The organism is uncultured Maricaulis sp. (genome assembly GCF_963975345.1).
In the GTDB taxonomy this organism is placed as follows: Bacteria; Pseudomonadota; Alphaproteobacteria; order Caulobacterales; family Maricaulaceae; genus Maricaulis.
In genome coordinates this window covers 24,491-41,898 of sequence record NZ_CAXBGE010000007.1, presented here as the reverse complement: position 1 = coordinate 41,898, position 17,408 = coordinate 24,491, and the positions used below count along the sequence as shown (strand labels likewise).

Genomic DNA, 17,408 nt, shown 5'->3' with positions numbered 1-17,408 from the left:
GTGCGAGGGTTAGAACTTCAGGCGGAAGCTTGCCCCACTTGCCAGCCCTGTTGCGCCATTGCTGGCATCGCTGCCGGATAATTCGGCCCGGCTGAACAGGCTGATATCGGCGCGGCCATCCATGAAGCCGGTCGCGTACAGGACTTCGAATTGTAGCGGACGCTCACCACCGAGTTTCCAGCGATCTGTGACAATGCCGATCTCACCGGTTTCGCGGTTAATCACACGGCCCGATGTGTATTCGATCGCACCGCTTTCCAGGTGCAGTGGCTGGATCAGGCTGACCCGAACGCCGTCTGCGTCCGTGAAGATGCCGTCACGGCGAGCCGTGATCTGGAAGGCAGTGGAGTTGGCACCATCTTTCAGCGACAGGGCGGAGCCGTTGAAAGCCGTACCATGCGTCCGGGCCATCGTCGCCGAAGCACTAAGTGAAAGGCCAAACGCCAGGTTGGCATCGGCACCCAAAGTGACGGCACTGGTCTGCGTACCACCTTCAAAGCCGAGCGTTCCGGTGCCCTGTGCGCCCAGCAGACCCGTCATCTCATAGAGTTGCGTGTAGCTGGCGTGGACGGTCAGGTCCTCATTGATGGCTTGACTGATGCCGGTATGCATCGCGACGGCCTCGTAGGGCGACAGACCCGCGATCAGAGGCTGTTCCTCGCCCGTTCCTGGCATCACGAAAATATGCTCGTCGCGGGTTGAAGTCAGGCCAACCGAAAATTGGGTATCCTTGCCTAGAGCAAAGCTCGACATGGCGTAGGCGCCACCGGAGGCGAAACCGAGCACTGGATTGACGCCGCCGGTCTCCGGACGATGGTCCGAGAACAGGCCGAACCCGGATTGATCGTTAAGGGCGAGGGCGCCTTCACCGATGCCGAGGCGGTATTCGCGGCCGGTTGAGGTGTCGGTGACCTGCACGCCGGCTTGGAATGGCAAATCGCTATTGGTCGTGCTTTCGCGCGGATCGAGGCGCGAACCGACAATACTGACTTCCAGATTGCCGGTGCGCGAGGCCAGGAAGGCCATTTCGCCAGTGTCAGAGAAGTTGAAATCGGTTGAGAGGGTCCGATCGATCAGGAAGACTTTGGCATTGGCTTCCGACGAGCTGCGCGCGGCAGAGCTGTCCCGTGTCACATTGTCGAGTGATACCTCGAAGTCGCGATAGGTATCATTGAGGTCTTCGAACACGGTCAGACGGGCGGCATCGGAATGGGCGAAGCTGAGTTGCCCTGCGACGATGCCCATTTCGCCAACGCGGACATGGCTACCCTCGCTGTCGATATAATAAAGATTGTCGCGATTGAGCGGCGACATTGCAGCCGTCACGTCGAGCAGGCCGTGGCCATAAACTTCGTCAACGCCAGGGGCGCCGAGGTCGCGGGCCGACAGCAGCAGGATGTCACCAACATTCTGGGCGCCGAGCCATTCCCATTCCGACACGATCAGCGCAGCAGCGCCAGTGACCAATGGGGCGGCGAAGGATGTGCCGCTGACCCGCATCGTGCCACCCATACCATCGGAGACCAGGATCAGCTCACCGGGTGCAACCAGGAAGCGGTCCATCAGGCGTTGACCTTCGCTGCATTGCCCACCAGTCGTGACACAGGCTGTACCAGGACGGTTCGAGAATGACGATATCTGGTTATTCGGATCGACTGAGCCGACCAGCAGCAAATTGCCGAACAGATTGGTCAGGTCGAACGCGACATCAGTCGTCTGGCTGATGCCATCATTGCCGGCGGCCATCACAAACAGCGTGTCTTGACCCATGCGATTGATCGTCTTGTCGCCGAAGACATTATTCCACTCTGGATGCAACACCCAGCCGCTGACACCGAGCGACAGATTCATGACGTCCGGGTGACCGCGCACCATGCGGGTAACGCCGTCTGTCAGGCTGGCCCAGTCGGTCGAATTGCTGTCATCGAACGGGTTGTACAGCGAGACATTGGCATCGGGGGCGATTCCCATCACGCCGACGCCGTCATGGGCGCCATTGATCAGGCTGGCCACGGCGGCACCGTGATAAAAGGAGGACGTCCCGACGCCATTGCGAACATGAACATTGGCGGCTTCGGCCGCTTCATCGCTGGCAAAGCCGAAATCGATCATGGTGACCTTGGCGCCTTCGCCACCGCGAGCAGCTTGGGACAGGGCCGGGGTCCAGTTGATCGACGCCATCCAGTGATCGACACGGTCCGTGCCGGAATATGCCATCAGGCCATCATAGAAGGCGAGGAAGAAACGGGAGCGTGTCTCAGCGGTGACCGTGGCAAGTGAATCGCGATCGGCCGGGTTGATATTGAACTCGGCCAGCAGGTTGCGCAGAAAACCGGAATTGAAGTTTTGGCCCGTTTCCGCTCTCACGGCATCGCCGAAAACCTGGTCCGCCCGGGCAAACATGGTGTCCAGGGCGCGGTGCAGCCGGTTATAATCGCTGCTGGAGCCCGGGGCGCCAGGATCTATGCTCGACCAGAAGGCATTGATATCGCCCCAGAACGGCCCGATATCACCCCAGAAGGGCGCGATATCGCCCCAGAAGGGGTTGATGTCGCCGTGGAAAGGATCGATATCGCCCCAGAACGGGCTGATATCGCCGGAGAACGGGTCGATATCGCCCCAGAACGGGCTGATATCGCCCCAGAACGGACTGATATCGCCGTAGAAGGGATTGATGTCGCCGCGGAACGGATTGATGTCGCCGTTGAAGGGGTCGATGTCGCCGTGAAAGGGATCAATATCTCCACGGAATGGCAGGATCAACGCGCCCGACCCATCATTGGCCGGTGTTGTGGTGTCCGCCGGCGCCGGCGAAGGCGCGGGATCACTCACAGGCGCTGGATCACGCTTGGGCGGCTTTCCACTATTTCCATTGCCAGCTTCCGCCGGTCCGGCCGCGAGCGCGAGTACGAGAACCGAGACGGCCACCCCATTACGCCAAAAATTTTTCATCTCGATACCCCTTGCTGAAATGCACACAAACTTGTTGCGTTCTCAGGACAATGGCAGCGGGAGGCTAAACCGTGACTAATTTATTTGGTTACCAAACTGGAAATGAATCCAATGGTTTTCCAGCGATTAACCGACGTAGTACAAATTGTCTGGAGTTCCCGGCGTGATCGGACGCAAAGCTTGGCGGCTTCGTTGGCTCCGCCCAGCGAGTTTTTCAGTCCAGGCACGGCTCGACCGAGTCGGTGCGGCTATACGGTACACGTTGGGTACTCGTCGACCGCGTGTCCACCGAGCATCGTCACTCTGCGAATATTTTGACCACTAGCCGCGGCTATTGGGCGGCTTCGGCCTCGGTCGCGCGCTGTTCGATCAGTGCCCGAGCGGCATCGACGTTTTCAATCGGCTCGATTGTGTCGATGAAACAGCGCACATCGTCGGTGGTGTAAACATATTCGAGGAAGGGCGTGTAGAGCGTCGTGGTCGATGGAAAGCTCAGGCCAACCTCGACGCCGAAGCGAAGGCCGGGGCAGCGATGGCGCAGCGTCACCAAATAGGAGTGGCTAACGCCGCCCTGGAGCATCATGTGCTCGTTATCGATCACGCTATAGCCGTTGATATTGACCAAGCGAAGTCGTTCGGCCGCCGCGGGTGCGCTCAGAGCCAGCCCACCAGCAATGGCGAGCGCGACAGCAAAATGGATACGGGGCATCGTAAACTCCAATCCGGTTCAGTCCCTCAACTCAATATTACCACAGTCCGGCGCGAGTGCGCCATGATCATCGTTAACGCGGGGTTAGGCCGCCGGGCGCAATGCTGGGCTTCGAATCGATTCAGAAAATTGCGGTGGAGGACTGACGTGGTCAGCCCGATTGAAATAAACCAGCAGGAATCCACGACGCGCCTGATCCGTCAGGCAGCGCAGGAAACCGGCGCTGACTTTAATTTCCTGCTGCGGACCGCCGCGCGGGAAAGCAATTTCGACGCCGACGCGCAGGCCTCGTCCTCGAGCGCCGCCGGCATGTATCAATTCATCGAGCAGACCTGGCTCGGCGTTATGCAACGCCATGGGGCTGAACATGGTCATGGCGATGCCGCACAGTCGATCACGCAGGGGCAGGACGGCAGGCTCGCCGTCGCAGACCCGGCTGAACGTGAACGGATTCTCGATTTGCGCTTTGATCCGGAAACCGCCGCGCGGATGGCTGGCGAACTGGCATCCGAAAACGCGCAAGTCATCCAGTCGCGCTTGGGCCGTCCGGCATCGGGCGGCGAGCTCTACGCCGCGCATTTTCTCGGTGCGCAGGGCGCTGCGGGTCTGATCGCCGCAGCAGAGCGTTCTCCTGCCGTGCCCGCCGACGAATTATTTCCCCAGGCGGCCCGTGCCAATCGCCCGATTTTTTACGATGGCGGCCGCTCGCGTTCGGCAAGCGAAGTGCTCGCATCTTTGACCCAGGAGCGGCCGGTCGTTGCAATCTCTACGCAATCGATTGAGCGTACCTCCACGCCTCGCCCTGGATCGGGGGCGCCATCGGGCGTCTATTCCGGGGCGCTCAATCCCGGCAGTTTCCGGGTTGGTGATGGCGAATTATCGCCGGCCTTGGTCGAAATTCTCGCATCGCTTGACGCTCCGACCGCTGGCCGCGTCCGAGAATCGTGAACCGGACCGGCATGCGGCAAGCTTTCATTAAGCATGTCGGAGTTAGATTTCATTAAGTTCTGAAAGAATTCGGGAAAATCATGACTGTCGTCGCGCTGCGAAATCGCCTGAACGAGACCGATGTCCGCCGCCTGGTTCGCGGTGAGACCGTCGAAGACCGTGCCCTCGCGGCACGCAAGATCTGTCATCGGATCGACACCGCCAACCTGACCGAGGTCGAACGCGCCGCCGCGCACGATATCCTCGAATTGATCGCCCGCGATGCTGCGGAGCTCGTACGCCGCGCTTTGGCCGTGACGCTGCGGCAATCCCCCAATCTGCCGCACGACCTTGCTGTTCGTCTCGCGGCCGATGTCGATTCAGTTGCTGCACCGGTACTGTTATCCTCCCCGATGCTGACTGATGAGGACCTGATCGAAGTTTTGCGGTCAGCCAGTTCTGCGAAGCTCTGCGCCGTCGCCGCTCGCGATCATGTTTCCGCGATCGTTGTCCACGAGATCCTGGATTCGACCGACGAGAAGGCGGTTGGCATCGCGGCCTCCAATGATGGTGCCGATTTCGATGAGGCGGCCTATCAGCGCGCCTTCAGTGAGTTTTGCGAAAACCAGCCGGTGATGGATGCTTTCGTGGCCCGATCACACCTGCCGCTGGATATCACCGAGCGACTGATCTCTCACATCAGCGACCAGGCCCTAGCTCGCTTGGTCAAAACTCATGCCTTGCCGCCACAACTCGCTGTCGAGATCGCTGAAGGCGCGCGCGAACGCGCGACTGTCGATCTCGTCGACCAGGCTGGCCTGGCGCACAATCCCAAGCATTTCGTGCAGCAATTGCGCATGAATAGCCGACTGACACCGTCACTGGTCTTGCGGGCCCTGTTCCGCGGTCATGTCGTGTTTGTTGAGCATGCCTTTGCCGAGCTGTCGGGCCTGCCGCATGCGAAGGCTTGGCTGTTGGTTCACGACGCCGGACCGCTCGGATTGCGTGCGATCTATGACCGCACCGGCATGCCGCCGCGGCTCTACCCGGCGATCCGTGCCGGACTCGATGTCTATCATTCCACAGAGATGCCGCATGATGGCGAGGGCCGGGAGCATTTCCGGCGCGTGTTGGCGGAGCGTGCGATTACGCGCTTCCAGGGTATTCCGGACGAAGATCTTGACTATATGCTGCGCCGCTTCGCCGAGGACGCTCAGCCCCTCGCTGCGACGGGCTGAGTCTAGTCTTTCCAGGGCGCTTCAAACGCAATTGCCATCGCTTCCAATTCGCCGGCCAGTTCGTCGGCGATCGGATCGCCGCTGTCACGGATATTCTGAACCAGCGCGGCGCGAATCGCGTTGACGTGTGCCAGGACGAGTCCGAGCGGCGCGACTTGACGCTTTTCAGGAATATCGATCAGCTTGGTCATTGATGAGGCCAGGCGCGTGATGAGTGGGAACTCATAGGTGGATCCCAGACCGCGCAAATCGTGCGCACGGATGAAGAGATCTTCGCCTTCCTTGCCTTTCAAGCCCTTCTCGCGGACAACGACCGCCGCCTTTTCGAGCTTCTCGACTTCGTCTTCAAGCCAGAGCACGAAATCGGACCGCATGGCTTGCAGGGCGCCCTCGGCCTTTTCGATCAGGTGCATGTCGACTGCACCAATCGGACCACCGATCTTGATCTGCAGCATGTTTGGCGCGGCGATCATTTCGACATCGGAATTGGTTTTGGCCATCAGTGAGGTCCTCTCAAACGGAAGCTGAGCGTTCGGTATTGGAACCGGACTGCTCCGTGCGTGTTGCTTGCCGGCGCTCGGGGCCGACATAGGAATCTGTTTCTACCAAACCGTTATCACCGGTCAGGACGTCGCGCAGGCAAGCGGCCAGCGCGGCGGCGGTTACTGGCTTGATCAGGAAGGCATTCACGCCAACGCGGCGCGCTTGGCGGATGCGGTCCGTGCTGTCATAGGCCGTGAGCATGATGATCGGCAGGCCGGGGCTCGGGCTGGTCATTGGCGATCGGACACTGCTCACCAGCTCGAGGCCGTCGCGTGGCTTCATCTTCCAGTCGGTGATGACGAGGTCGACGGGCTGGGTCTTCAATATCTCAAGGGCATGGGTGACGGTGCCGGACTCGATGACCCTGGGGCACCCGAAAGACTGCAGGGAGACGCGCAATACGCCGCGCAGCGCAGCGTTGTCGTCCACGACCAACACGCGGGTTTGTGTCAGGATTTCTTCGAGCGCTATCTTCATCGTGTCGCCGGTGTGATTTTGGTTCGATGCGTATCCGCTACCGTAAGGCCGGGTGCTTAACGTCCCCCTAAATACGCCTAACTTTCGAACTGTTCCGCGAGGATGCGTTCCGCCAGATCGCGACCGGGATCGAACAAGGTCGTCAGGGTGACGTCATCGGCCTCGACGACATCGACCCAAGCGACTTCCCGGAATTCCTGGTTGTCCGCGACCGCATGGACCGGGCGCAGCCGAGGTTCGACGATTTCAAATCCGACCTTGGCCGTGTGAGGTAACAGTGCGCCGCGCCATCTGCGTGGTCGGAATGCGCTGATCGGCGTCAGGGCCAGAACCTTGGAATCGAGCGGCAGGATGGGGCCATGAGCGGAGAGATTATACGCGGTCGATCCGGCCGGCGTTGCGACCATGACGCCGTCAGCCTGAAGCTCGCTCATGCGGGGGCGTCCGTCGATCTTGATCGTGATTTTCGCGGTCTGGCGGGTTCCGCGCAGCAGCGAGACTTCATTGATCGCCAAGGCTTGGAAGGGGTGGCCATAGACATCTTCGCCGGTCGCGCGCAGCGGGTGCAACCGGGCATGCTCCGCATTGGCCAAGCGATCGGGAAGGTCGTCCTCGCGGAATTCATTCATCAAGAAGCCCACGGAACCGAAATTCATGCCGTAGACCTTTGCGCCGCTTCTCATCGCGGCGTGCAGGGCGTCGAGCATCATGCCATCGCCGCCGAGTGCGATGATGATATCGGCCTCGGGCAATGGGACGTGGCCGTAACGCGCTTCAAGGCGGGCTTTGGCGGCCTTGGCATCGGGTCTTGGGCTGGCGAGGAATGCGAAAGACGGGGAAGGGGTCAAGGGGAGGTCCGTGTAAGCCGGAGCCCATTCAAGCCCTGCTGCCGAGTTGACGCAAGACTTTCGCAGCTTTCTGCGCGCCATACATGCGGAACACATTGGCGGCGGCATTCATCGCGTCGCCTTCAAGCTGTTGGTGCATGCGACCGGACCGTTGCAGCGCACGGTGGACGATCGGATAGGCGGTGCGATCAAGCCCGCAGGCCTGGCAGGCCATCGCGGCAGCCCGGACACCGCCCATTGTCAGTGCGACGCGCCATTGCGCCGGTGTCAGGCCGCACAGACGGGCCACGGCATGGTCAAATACGGCTTCCCGGCCCGCTTTCAGCGCTGTCAGCGCGAATTGGCCTGTCAGCTTTTCCGACTCCTCGGCAGCATCCACGGCCTTTGCCGCCTCGCTATCGATTCCGGCTGGCGTGGCACTCAGAGCAGCCTTGACAGCAAGGCCTTCGACTCGATCCTTGTCCAATCCGAAACGGCGGTATAATTCCTCGCGCCAGTTTTCCGGCAGCATGATACAAAGTTGGGTCGCGTAATCGGTCGACAGATCATGGCGGCGGGCAAGCGCCTCGCGCAATTTCAGATGATCCTTGGCAACGGTCAGGCAGATATTCAGTGTCGATTCGCTGATCTGGGCCGTGTCGTTATTGGCGAGGGCCCGCAGGATCACCGCCTCAGCCGGCTTGGCGAGAACGTCAGTCACAGACAGGCAAAGATTGGCCCGGCTGGCGAGGTGGCGCCGATGCTCCGGGGAGCCTGTTTGCGCGAGGGCAATCAGGTCCTGCTCGCTGAGCAATGAACTCTCGCGTATGACGATGCCGGCAACTTCAATCTCGTCAAAGGCGAAGTGGCGGATGGCAGAATGCGGTGCCCAGTCGGAGGCCGACAGCTTTTCGACCATCGCGATTTTGGTCTTGGTGTCGATGGCGCTTGAGAGCGTGATCAGAAGCTCGCCCGCGATGGGCTCGGCAGTGGGCGAAAGCTGTTGCGCCAGGCACATTTCCGTGACGCCGAGCGCCAATTGCTGGCGTTTCGTGGGGTCTCGCAATTGGGCGAGTTGGGCGATAGCGTGCGCGGAGTTGCTGACCATGGACCTGGCGTGTGATTGTTTATTGTTACATCGCATTAAGGCGGACTGGCCTTGAAAACTTGTTAATGAGGCTGTTGGGGAGTCGAAGTAAAAATGAAAGACAAAACTCGGCCAACACCCTTGGTTGAATATTCGCATGTGAGGGCGAATACACAAGCCATGGTAGAGTGTCTTGATCGGGAGGATATGGCGATCCAGACGATGCCGGACGTCAGCCCGACCAAATGGCATTTGGCCCATACCAGCTGGTTCTGGGAGACGTTCCTGCTGCAGGAACATCTCGAAGGCTACGTAGAATATGATAGTAATTACAACTATTTGTTCAACTCTTACTATAACTCGATCGGCACGCGGCATGCCCGTGCGGAGCGCGGTTTTCTCTCGCGACCGGGGCTGGAAGATGTGCTGGGATATCGTCGGCATGTAGACTCGGCGATGGAGCGTTTACTTCGCGTTGACCAGGATCAAGATTTTTTCACTATCGAGCCTTTGCTTCGTCTAGGACTGGCGCATGAGGAGCAGCATCAGGAATTGATCCTCACGGATATCAAGCACGTGCTGTCTCGGCACCCTTTTGGCCCGGTTGCCTTCCCTGAACGATTGGCCTCGATATCGTCGGCGCCTGAGGCACTGGCGTCCTGGATCGGCTTCGATGGCGGCGTATTCGCCTTCGGGATCGAGGACGCGCCATTCCAATTCGACAATGAAGGTCCGTCTCACCAGGCCGTTCTGACCCCGTTCGCCTTGGCCGACCGTCCGGTCACGAATGGAGAATTTGCCGCCTTCATACGAGATGGCGGTTACAACACGCCCTCGCTCTGGCTGTCCGATGGTTGGGGCCGCGTCGAAGCTGAGGGCTGGCGCGCGCCGCTCTATTGGCGTGAGCAGGATGGTGAATGGCTGGAGTTCACCTTGCATGGCGAGACTGTCCCGCTCGCCGACGCGCCGGTGGCGCATCTCAGCTTCTACGAGGCCTGCGCCTATGCCGAATGGGCCGGGGCGCGTCTGCCCGGCGAGCGCGAATGGGAGCATGCCGCCTTGCGCGCGGCTGGCCCTGATGGATGTTTTGCCCTTCCGGGCTTTTCCGCTCACCCGGCCGTCTCGACACCGGGCGAGGGCTTGCGCCAGATGTTTGGCGGCGTCTGGGAATGGACTCGGTCGGATTATGCGCCCTATCCGCGCTACCGTCCGGCGGCCGGTGCCGTCGGCGAATACAATGGCAAGTTCATGTCTGGCCAATACGTATTGCGCGGTGGATCCTGCGCCACGCCGATGGGGCATGTGCGGCCGACCTATCGCAACTTTTTTCCACCTCAGACGCGCTGGCAGTTTTCCGGCCTGCGGCTGGCAAAGGACATTTGACCGGATCGGCCCGTCGGCCGATGATTGGTGCAGACAAAAACAGAAAATTTTGAGCGGGAGGCCTTCATGGACGATCAAGCGGCAGTATCGGTGCAAGACCAGGTGTCGGCGGAGGAATGGAAAGCGCGCTGCGATCTGGCCGCGCTCTACCGGCTCGTGCGCATGCATGGCTGGGACGATCTTTTCTTCACCCATATCTCAATGCGTGTCCCCGGTCCGGAGGAGCACTTTCTGCTCAACCCCTTCGGCCTTCTCTATGAGGATGTGACTGCCTCCAATCTGGTGAAGGTCGATCTGGACGGCAATGTGCTGCCGCCCTCGCGCTACGGCATCAATCCGGCGGGTTTCACCATTCATTCGGCCATTCATGCGGCGCGCGAAGATGTTCACGTCGCGCTCCACCTTCATTCCGATGCGGGTGTTGCCGTGGCGGCGCAGAAGGGTGGCCTGCGGCCAATTTCCCAGCTCGCGATGAATGTTTTCAATGATGTCGCCTATCACGGCTATGAGGGAATCGCGCTGGAAGCTGATGAAAAGAAACGCCTCGTGGCCGATCTGGGCGACAAGAATCTGATGATCCTTTCCAGCCATGGCACGTTGGCGGTTGGCGATCACCCGTTTAGCGCGTATATTAGAATTTACATACTGGAGCGTGCGTGTCGTATCCAGGTGATGGCACAAGCCGGCGGAGAGCTGATCGAATGGGATCAGAAGATGCAGGATCGGGTATTCGGCCAGTCCTCGGAGATCTCCGGCAACGAGTTCTTCAAGGAAATTGGCTGGGCTGCACTGCTCGACCGCGTTCGCCGCGAAAGCCCTGGCTTCGACACCTGATCGCTGCGCTGTCGCTGTTTGCGGCCACGGCTCCCGCGTATCCCGGGGCGTGGCCGCAACCGCGCGGCGAGGGGCTCCTGATCACCACGACATTGCATGATCGTGCCGAGCTGTCTTTCGACGATGCGGGAGAGCGTCAAGATGATGGTTATTTCTACAAGGACGAGCTTGCGCTCTATCTCGAATATGGGCTGACCGAACGCATCACTCTGGTGACGCGGGCTGCATGGCAGACGGTAGAACGTCGGAGCGGAGCGGACTTTGATAGCGCGCGCGGCTTTTCCGCGACCGAGATCGGCCTGCGCCGGTCATTATTTGTGACAGGTCGGCAAGTAGTGTCCGTGGAAGCTATGGCGATACTACCCGGCGAAGGCGAAAACATCTCCGACCAACCCTTGGGCGATGGCGGCAATGCCTGGGAGGCGCGGGCGCTATGGGGCGGAAATTTGTCCTCCCGCCTGTTCGCTGATGCCCAACTCGCCTACCGCCGGCGGGAGGGTGGATATTCCGATGAGGCCCGGCTTGACCTGACCCTGGGCTGGCAACCCGCCCTGCGTTGGCACGTCTTCGCGCAAGAGTTTTCGGTCTGGAGTCTGGATACGCCCCGCCCGGACGCCCGTGAATTCGAGCAGCACAAGCTGCAGCTCTCCGTCGGCCGTGAAATCGGTGGGCTAGAATACGACCTTGGTGCGACTTTGACCCCCGCCGGTCGCAACACGATCGACGAGCGCGCATTCTTCCTGTCAGTCTGGCGTCGCTTCTAGTCCTCGCTCGCGTTCATCGATTCGAGATAGGCAATCACATCGCGGCGATCATCGGCATCGCGCAAGCCAACGAAGCTCATCCGGGTGCCCGGCACGAGTCGATGCGGGTTCTCGATCCAGGCGTCGAGCGTGTCGTGATCCCAAGTCAGGCCCGACTCGCTCAGCGCTCGGGAGTAGCTGAACCCTTCCGCACTGGCGGCGGGGCGGCCAAACACATCGTGGAGATTGGGGCCGACCGTGTTCCGACCGCCTTCATTGATGGTGTGGCAGGACTGGCAACGGCGAAACTGGCGCTGCCCATTGTCGAGATCGGCATCGGCTGACGCCAGCACAGCCGGAGCGGGACCGGTCGGCGTCTCAGCTGCACGGTGAGTGGTCGCAGCAATTTCGGCCGGGCTATCTGCCACGGCGACAGTATTGGCCGATTGGGCATCGCCCTGGGTCGCGGCGGCGGCTGAAGAGGGCGAATCTGCGCTATTCCCGCAGGCGACCAGCGCCAGCGAGGCGAGCACGGGTAATAGGGCACGTGACATGTTATTACTCCGCTTTGTGGGGACGATTGCCGTATAGTCGCGACCGCGACGCAATACCATGTGGCAGGATGCCGCCGCCAGCGGTTCGTGCTTGTTGATCGTCATGGATGCAATTTCTCTTGCAGTGGAACTGGATTTGGGGTTCCACATCGCCAAATAGGGGTGATCGGTCCGTTTGAGGCAGGATTGGCCGATCGAGGGGGTGTCATGAATCGCGTTGACGAGCTGAAAGCCGTGCTTATGTGCGGCGCGGGGCATTCCGGATCGACCCTGCTGGGCATGATTCTGGGCAGTCACTCGCAGGCCTTCTATGTCGGCGAGGGCGCCAAGGTTCGCAATCTCGGCGATGAGAACAAACCTTTGCGCAAGCGTGTGTGCAAGATTTGCGGCGAGGGCTGCGAGGTTTGGGCCGGCTTCCGCTGGGATCGCGAAAATCCGCTTTATGAACAGATTTCCGCTCACGTTCATCGCACAGTCATCATCGATTCTACAAAAGATGAGGCTTGGATCGAGGCGCGTGCCGCCGAGATGGACAAGTCGGGCGGGCAGGCCTGTTTGCTATTCCTGACCCGAGACGGACGCGCCGTGGTCAATTCGCGAATCCGGAAATATCCGGAGCGTGGGGCTGAGGCGCAAATTGTGCAGTGGATGGGGAAAATGGCATCGAGCCAGGCAGTGTTCGACGCCTTCGAGGGGCCCAAATTGCAGATCAGTTATGAAAGCCTGTCGACGCAGACCGAGGCGGAAGTCCGCCGGGTGTGCGACCTGATTCAGATCGATTTCGAGCCGGCCATGCTGCGCTTCGCCGAGCAGTCTCACCATGTGCTGGGCGGAAATAGCGGCACCCAGTTCATCGCTGCAAAGACGCGTTTTGACGATCCCGACGAGGCTTTTGTCTCCCTGACGGATCGGACAAGTGGCTATTACGAGAATCATTCCGGCGGGATTGAACTCGATCTGCGCTGGAAGCACGAACTCGACCCGGCCCATCTGGCCTTGTTCGAGACGCTCGCTGGCGAATTTAATGCACAGTTCAGTGTTGGAGTTTGAACGGTTATGGCAAAAGTTGACCTCGTTTTCCGGCAGATTGACGAGCGCACCCGCGACGTCGCTCTGGCCTTGGCGCAGGAACATATCCGGCCCGAAAACACGTTCATTCTCAATGATGTGCGTCCGTTCACGGAATGCGTCAATCAGATGCTCAGCATCGAGCATGATTGCGATTACGTCGTTTATGTCGATGCCGACTGCCTGATCCTCGAGGATATGCGCGCTTTCATCGATGCCTGCGATGCGCCCTATGTCGATTCCTATGTCAGCGACCGTTTCCGCGGCCGGCTGCATTGCGGCGTCCACATCACACGCATTGATGTCGTGCGGGCGATGGCGGCGACGAAAGTGCCGGAGAATGATTTGAAATACGTGCTCCGTCCGGAATCGCGCCTGCGCAATCTGGCGATGAAGCCGATGGGGGCGGGCAAGCAATTCCGCAATTTCGATATTCTGCACGATCACTTCCAGTCCTATCACCACGTCTTCATGAAATATGCCCTGCGCCAGCTGCGCAGCCGGACCAAGGAACAGCGCCAACGCCTGATCCGTGCCATGAAGGCTTGGAAGACCGAGCCGGGCGTGATGTGTGACCTGACGATTGCCCGCCACGCCGTCGACTTTGCCAGCGCGTCGGTGCCGGCTTCGGCGACGCCGCAGGAGGTGCATGAATTTATCGAGGCACTGCCGCAGCATGCCACGGCCGAACTCGCGCGGATGGGCATTGCCGACAAGGGTGACTTCACCCGAGAGGAGCTCGACACTTGGCTGAGCGATAACCGCAACCGGGTGGGCTATGGCCAGAAAGCTTCGAAGCCGAAGATCTTCGGTCTCGGCCTCAGCCGGACCGGGACGCGCAGCCTGACCAGCGCGCTGCAAATGCTTGGCTATGATTGCTCGCACTATCCGATTGACGAGGACACCTATGTGGAGCTGTCCAACGCCCAGTATGACTTGACGATCCTGCGCGATCTCGACGGGCTGACCGATATCACGACCATTCCCTTCTACCCGCAATTCGACAAACTCTATCCGGGCAGCAAATTCGTCCTGACCGTGCGTGATCGCGAGAGCTGGCTCGCCTCGTGTGCCCGCCACTGGTATAATCGCCCGGCCTTCAAGGAGTTCGACGACCCGGACGAGGATGTCCATCTGCGGATGCGGCAATTCCTGCGGGCTGCGGTCTATGGCTGTTATAATTATGACCCGGAGCGGTTCGCCGCCGTCTACGACGCGCACGTTCGCTCGGTGATGGAGTATTTCAAGGACCGCCCGGAGGATCTGCTGATCATCGATATCTGTTCCGGCGAAGGCTTTGGCAAGCTGGCCGAGTTTCTCGGCCGGCCGGTGCCCGCAGCGCCTTTCCCGCACAATGGTGCCGTCATGTCAGCACTGATGTTGGCCGATGCCGAACCGCAGCGGCAAGCGGCCCGCGTGGCCTGATAAGCCATGGCTGAAACCGGCCCGTCGGAGGAATTTGCGGCGTCGCCGGCTCCAGGCCTTGCTACCGGCGCGAAATACGCTTGGCGGACCTTCGCACTGACATGGAAGACCAGCCCGGGCCTGACCCTGCTGATCGGCGCGCTGAACCTGTTCGTCGCGCTGTTGCCGGCGCTGGCGCTTTATCTTTCAAAACTGGTGATCGACGGGGTCGTCACCGCGATGGCCAGCGCCGACCCGATTGATCGCGATCTTGCCCTGATCTGGGTTGCAGCCGAAGCGGCGACACTCGCTGTCCTGTTGGCCGCGCGCCGGATATTGGTTTTCTACAAGACACGACTGCACGCTGAGCTCGGTTTCGCCGTCACCTCGTTGATTCTCGGCAAGTCGGCGGCGTTGTCGCTGGTTCAGGTCGAGGATGCGACGATCCAGCAGCAATTGCTGCTGGCCCGGCAATACGCGGCGAGCCGGCCCTATAATCTGGTCAATCGCCTGTTCGACGGTGCCCAGCAGGCCGTGACCCTGGTCTCGGTCGCGGCACTGCTGTGGGGCTTCTCGGCCTGGCTGTTCGTGCTGGTGGTGGCGGGCGGCCTGCCGCTCTTCATCGGCAATCTGCGCTTTGCAAGCACCGCCTACCGTTTTTACACTGGCCGTTCGCCGCAAATGCGTGATCGCAGCTATCTGGAAAGCCTGATCACCACCGAGGCGGCGGCACGTGAACGGCTTCATTTCGGCTTCGGTGATGAATTGCTGCGCCGCTATGGCGAATTATTCGAAAGCCTGCACAGCGCCGACAGTGCCCTGCATGCGCGTCAGGCCTGGATCGCAGCGGCGCTCGGCGTGCTCAGCTCGGCAGTCTTTCTCGGTGGCAAGGTCTGGATCGTCTGGGTGACGATTGGCGGCGCGATCACCCTGGGCCAGATGACAATGCTGGTCGGGTTGTTGAAGCAAGGGCAGACCAATGTTTCAACCCTGATGGCGGCCTTCAACGGCGTCGTCGAGGATCTGCTCTATGTCGCCAATTTGTTTGAAGTGATGGCCCTGCCCGAGGAGGATCGGACCAGCGGCGCCGCCGCCGGACCGGACCCGAGCGATGGTCTGCGCTTTGAAAATGTCAGCTATCGCTATCCGGGTCGCAAGCGCGCGGCGCTGGACACGATCAGCTTCCATCTGCCCCATGGCGCCCGCCTTGGCATTGTCGGTGCCAATGGTTCCGGCAAGACCACCCTGGTCAAGCTCGCCACCGGGCTCTATGCGCCCGATAGTGGCCGGGTGACGCTCGATGGGCTGGATCTGCGGCAGTGGCAGCGCGGCGCCTTGGCGAAACGGCTCGGGGTGATGTTCCAGCCCTTCATGAATTACAAGCTGAGCGCACGCGACAATATCGCCGCCGGACTGGGCCTGGCGCAAACCGATGCGGACAATCTGGCGCGAGCGGCCCGGCTCGGCTTGGCCGAGGATTTGATTGCCGAACTGCCGGCCGGCCTCGACACGAGGCTGTCGCGCCATTTCATCGACGGCCATGACCTCTCCGGGGGGCAATGGCAACGCCTCGCCATGGCGCGTGCCTATCTCAATGACGAGGCCGATATCCTCATCCTCGACGAGCCGACCGCCGCGATGGACCCCGCCGCCGAGGCCGAGTTCATGCAGCGCCCGCTGGATGGCAAATCCGTCATCCTGATTTCCCACCGCCTGTCCAATCTGCGCACCGCCGACCAGATCATCGTTCTCGACAAGGGCCAGTTGATCGAAACCGGCACCCATGACGCGCTGATCGCGGCGGGCGGGCTCTATGGGGAACTGTTCGAGAGCCAGGCGGACCCGTATCGGGAAGGGTGAGGGGCGGGCATGTCCCCTTTTGCCAGACCCAACTTGCCCTCGTCCCCAGAACGTCTAAAGTTCGCTCGGCTTGCATGGCGAGGGCATAGAGCGCGGGGGCGAACCAATGAAATTCCGTCGCAAGGGGCTTTTGCAGACGTTGCCGGTTCTCGCGGCCTTCGTCCTGCTTTGTCCTGCCGCTTTTCCCGCCCAGCCGGACGAGACCGCGCCGATCATGCAGCCTGGCGCGCCGGGCGCACCCAGCCGCGAAATCACGGCAGAGCAATCATTGGAGCTTGGGCGCAGCCATTACACGCCGGCCGATGCCCGATTCATGCAACACATGATCGTCCATCACAGCCAGGCCGTGGAGATGGGCGGATTGATCGAGGCGCGCACGAGCAATCGCCGCGTTCGCCTGCTGGGCCAACGCATCGCCCTGTCGCAAACGGGCGAGATCGCCATGATGCAGACTTGGCTGACACGCCGGGGCGAGGCCGTCGAAATGCCTGGCCACGGAGCCGGTCACATGGCTGGCGAGGGCTCGATGCCGTCGACCACGCCGCTGATGCCCGGAATGCTGTCACCGGCGCAGATGGTCGAACTGACCGCGGCCGAGGGGCGACAATTCGACGAACTCTTTCTGACCGGCATGATTGAACATCACCAGGGCGCGATCGGCATGGTCGAAGCGTTGCTCAACGAGCCCGGTGGCGGTGAGGACCCGGAAATGTCCGATTTTTTGACCGCCATCATCGCCGATCAATCCACTGAAATTCAGCGCATGCGCGCCATGCTGGCCGAAATCGGCTGAGGGGAAAAC

At 60.7% G+C, this 17,408-nt stretch carries 16 protein-coding genes; 9 read left to right on the top strand and 7 right to left on the bottom strand.

Translation table 11 applies throughout. The annotated features are described in order from the left end of the window. Positions 1-9: 9 nt before the first annotated feature. The gene (locus AAC029_RS08990; protein ID WP_339746564.1) at positions 10-2,952 is read right to left on the bottom strand and encodes a S8 family peptidase; all 2,943 of its coding nucleotides are present in this window, start codon (positions 2,950-2,952) and stop codon (positions 10-12) included. Between the two features lie 331 nt (positions 2,953-3,283). Next, positions 3,284-3,661: a DUF6491 family protein gene (locus tag AAC029_RS08985; RefSeq protein WP_339746561.1), complete on the bottom strand. Its 378-nt coding sequence runs from the start codon at positions 3,659-3,661 to the stop codon at positions 3,284-3,286. A gap of 147 nt (positions 3,662-3,808) precedes the next feature. Between AAC029_RS08985 and AAC029_RS08980 the strand changes: the two genes are divergently transcribed. After that, the gene (locus tag AAC029_RS08980) at positions 3,809-4,609 is read left to right on the top strand and encodes a transglycosylase SLT domain-containing protein (protein ID WP_339746559.1); all 801 of its coding nucleotides are present in this window, start codon (positions 3,809-3,811) and stop codon (positions 4,607-4,609) included. An 80-nt stretch (positions 4,610-4,689) separates the two neighbouring features. Further along, on the top strand, positions 4,690-5,826 hold the full coding sequence (locus AAC029_RS08975) for a DUF2336 domain-containing protein (RefSeq protein WP_339746557.1): 1,137 nt from the start codon (positions 4,690-4,692) through the stop codon (positions 5,824-5,826). Positions 5,827-5,828: 2 nt separating this feature from the next. On the opposite strand, the gene AAC029_RS08970 is transcribed toward AAC029_RS08975, so the two are convergent. From AAC029_RS08970 to AAC029_RS08955, 4 genes are all read right to left on the bottom strand, one after another. Then, the gene (locus AAC029_RS08970) at positions 5,829-6,326 is read right to left on the bottom strand and encodes an Hpt domain-containing protein (protein WP_339746556.1); all 498 of its coding nucleotides are present in this window, start codon (positions 6,324-6,326) and stop codon (positions 5,829-5,831) included. 13 nt (positions 6,327-6,339) lie between these two features. Further along, the gene (locus AAC029_RS08965; protein ID WP_339746554.1) at positions 6,340-6,846 is read right to left on the bottom strand and encodes a response regulator; all 507 of its coding nucleotides are present in this window, start codon (positions 6,844-6,846) and stop codon (positions 6,340-6,342) included. A 77-nt stretch (positions 6,847-6,923) separates the two neighbouring features. Continuing rightward, positions 6,924-7,694, bottom strand: coding sequence for an NAD kinase (locus tag AAC029_RS08960; RefSeq protein WP_339746552.1), 771 nt, complete (start codon positions 7,692-7,694; stop codon positions 6,924-6,926). Between the two features lie 28 nt (positions 7,695-7,722). After that, a complete protein-coding gene (locus AAC029_RS08955; protein WP_339746549.1) occupies positions 7,723-8,781 on the bottom strand; it encodes a DUF2336 domain-containing protein in 1,059 nt (352 codons plus the stop codon). A 93-nt stretch (positions 8,782-8,874) separates the two neighbouring features. Between AAC029_RS08955 and egtB the strand changes: the two genes are divergently transcribed. The 3 genes from egtB to AAC029_RS08940 all read left to right on the top strand — a co-directional run bounded on the left by egtB (position 8,875) and on the right by AAC029_RS08940 (position 11,741). Beyond that, entirely contained in the window at positions 8,875-10,143 is a 1,269-nt protein-coding gene (gene egtB / locus AAC029_RS08950) for an ergothioneine biosynthesis protein EgtB (protein ID WP_339746547.1), read from the top strand. 66 nt (positions 10,144-10,209) lie between these two features. Then, a complete protein-coding gene (locus AAC029_RS08945; protein ID WP_339746545.1) occupies positions 10,210-10,977 on the top strand; it encodes a class II aldolase/adducin family protein in 768 nt (255 codons plus the stop codon). A 92-nt stretch (positions 10,978-11,069) separates the two neighbouring features. Next, positions 11,070-11,741, top strand: coding sequence for a hypothetical protein (locus AAC029_RS08940; RefSeq protein WP_339746541.1), 672 nt, complete (start codon positions 11,070-11,072; stop codon positions 11,739-11,741). Here AAC029_RS08940 and AAC029_RS08935 read toward each other — a convergent pair. Beyond that, on the bottom strand, positions 11,738-12,274 hold the full coding sequence (locus AAC029_RS08935; RefSeq protein WP_339746538.1) for a cytochrome c family protein: 537 nt from the start codon (positions 12,272-12,274) through the stop codon (positions 11,738-11,740). The two genes, AAC029_RS08940 and AAC029_RS08935, sit on opposite strands and share 4 nt — an antisense overlap. Before the next feature lie 207 nt (positions 12,275-12,481). Between AAC029_RS08935 and AAC029_RS08930 the strand changes: the two genes are divergently transcribed. From AAC029_RS08930 to AAC029_RS08915, 4 genes are all read left to right on the top strand, one after another. Continuing rightward, positions 12,482-13,324 carry a sulfotransferase gene (locus tag AAC029_RS08930; protein WP_339746536.1) on the top strand — a complete coding sequence of 281 codons (843 nt, stop codon included), beginning with the start codon at positions 12,482-12,484 and terminating at the stop codon, positions 13,322-13,324. A 6-nt stretch (positions 13,325-13,330) separates the two neighbouring features. Then, a complete protein-coding gene (locus tag AAC029_RS08925) occupies positions 13,331-14,767 on the top strand; it encodes a sulfotransferase family protein (protein ID WP_339746533.1) in 1,437 nt (478 codons plus the stop codon). Between the two features lie 6 nt (positions 14,768-14,773). Further along, positions 14,774-16,606, top strand: a complete 1,833-nt coding sequence (locus AAC029_RS08920) for an ABC transporter ATP-binding protein (RefSeq protein WP_339746531.1) — start codon at positions 14,774-14,776, stop codon at positions 16,604-16,606. A 106-nt stretch (positions 16,607-16,712) separates the two neighbouring features. Continuing rightward, on the top strand, positions 16,713-17,399 hold the full coding sequence (locus AAC029_RS08915; protein ID WP_339746529.1) for a DUF305 domain-containing protein: 687 nt from the start codon (positions 16,713-16,715) through the stop codon (positions 17,397-17,399). Positions 17,400-17,408: the final 9 nt, after the last annotated feature.

Excerpts from the sequence above, each read along its gene's own strand:
- AAC029_RS08990 (WP_339746564.1), bottom strand. The coding sequence starts at position 2,952 with ATGAAAAATTTTTGGCGTAATGGGGTGGCCGTCTCGGTTCTCGTACTC.
- AAC029_RS08985 (WP_339746561.1), bottom strand. The coding sequence starts at position 3,661 with ATGCCCCGTATCCATTTTGCTGTCGCGCTCGCCATTGCTGGTGGGCTG.
- AAC029_RS08975 (WP_339746557.1), top strand. The coding sequence starts at position 4,690 with ATGACTGTCGTCGCGCTGCGAAATCGCCTGAACGAGACCGATGTCCGC.
- AAC029_RS08970 (WP_339746556.1), bottom strand. The coding sequence starts at position 6,326 with ATGGCCAAAACCAATTCCGATGTCGAAATGATCGCCGCGCCAAACATG.
- AAC029_RS08965 (WP_339746554.1), bottom strand. The coding sequence starts at position 6,846 with ATGAAGATAGCGCTCGAAGAAATCCTGACACAAACCCGCGTGTTGGTC.
- AAC029_RS08955 (WP_339746549.1), bottom strand. The coding sequence starts at position 8,781 with ATGGTCAGCAACTCCGCGCACGCTATCGCCCAACTCGCCCAATTGCGA.
- egtB (WP_339746547.1), top strand. The coding sequence starts at position 8,875 with ATGAAAGACAAAACTCGGCCAACACCCTTGGTTGAATATTCGCATGTG.
- AAC029_RS08945 (WP_339746545.1), top strand. The coding sequence starts at position 10,210 with ATGGACGATCAAGCGGCAGTATCGGTGCAAGACCAGGTGTCGGCGGAG.
- AAC029_RS08935 (WP_339746538.1), bottom strand. The coding sequence starts at position 12,274 with ATGTCACGTGCCCTATTACCCGTGCTCGCCTCGCTGGCGCTGGTCGCC.
- AAC029_RS08930 (WP_339746536.1), top strand. The coding sequence starts at position 12,482 with ATGAATCGCGTTGACGAGCTGAAAGCCGTGCTTATGTGCGGCGCGGGG.
- AAC029_RS08925 (WP_339746533.1), top strand. The coding sequence starts at position 13,331 with ATGGCAAAAGTTGACCTCGTTTTCCGGCAGATTGACGAGCGCACCCGC.
- AAC029_RS08920 (WP_339746531.1), top strand. The coding sequence starts at position 14,774 with ATGGCTGAAACCGGCCCGTCGGAGGAATTTGCGGCGTCGCCGGCTCCA.
- AAC029_RS08915 (WP_339746529.1), top strand. The coding sequence starts at position 16,713 with ATGAAATTCCGTCGCAAGGGGCTTTTGCAGACGTTGCCGGTTCTCGCG.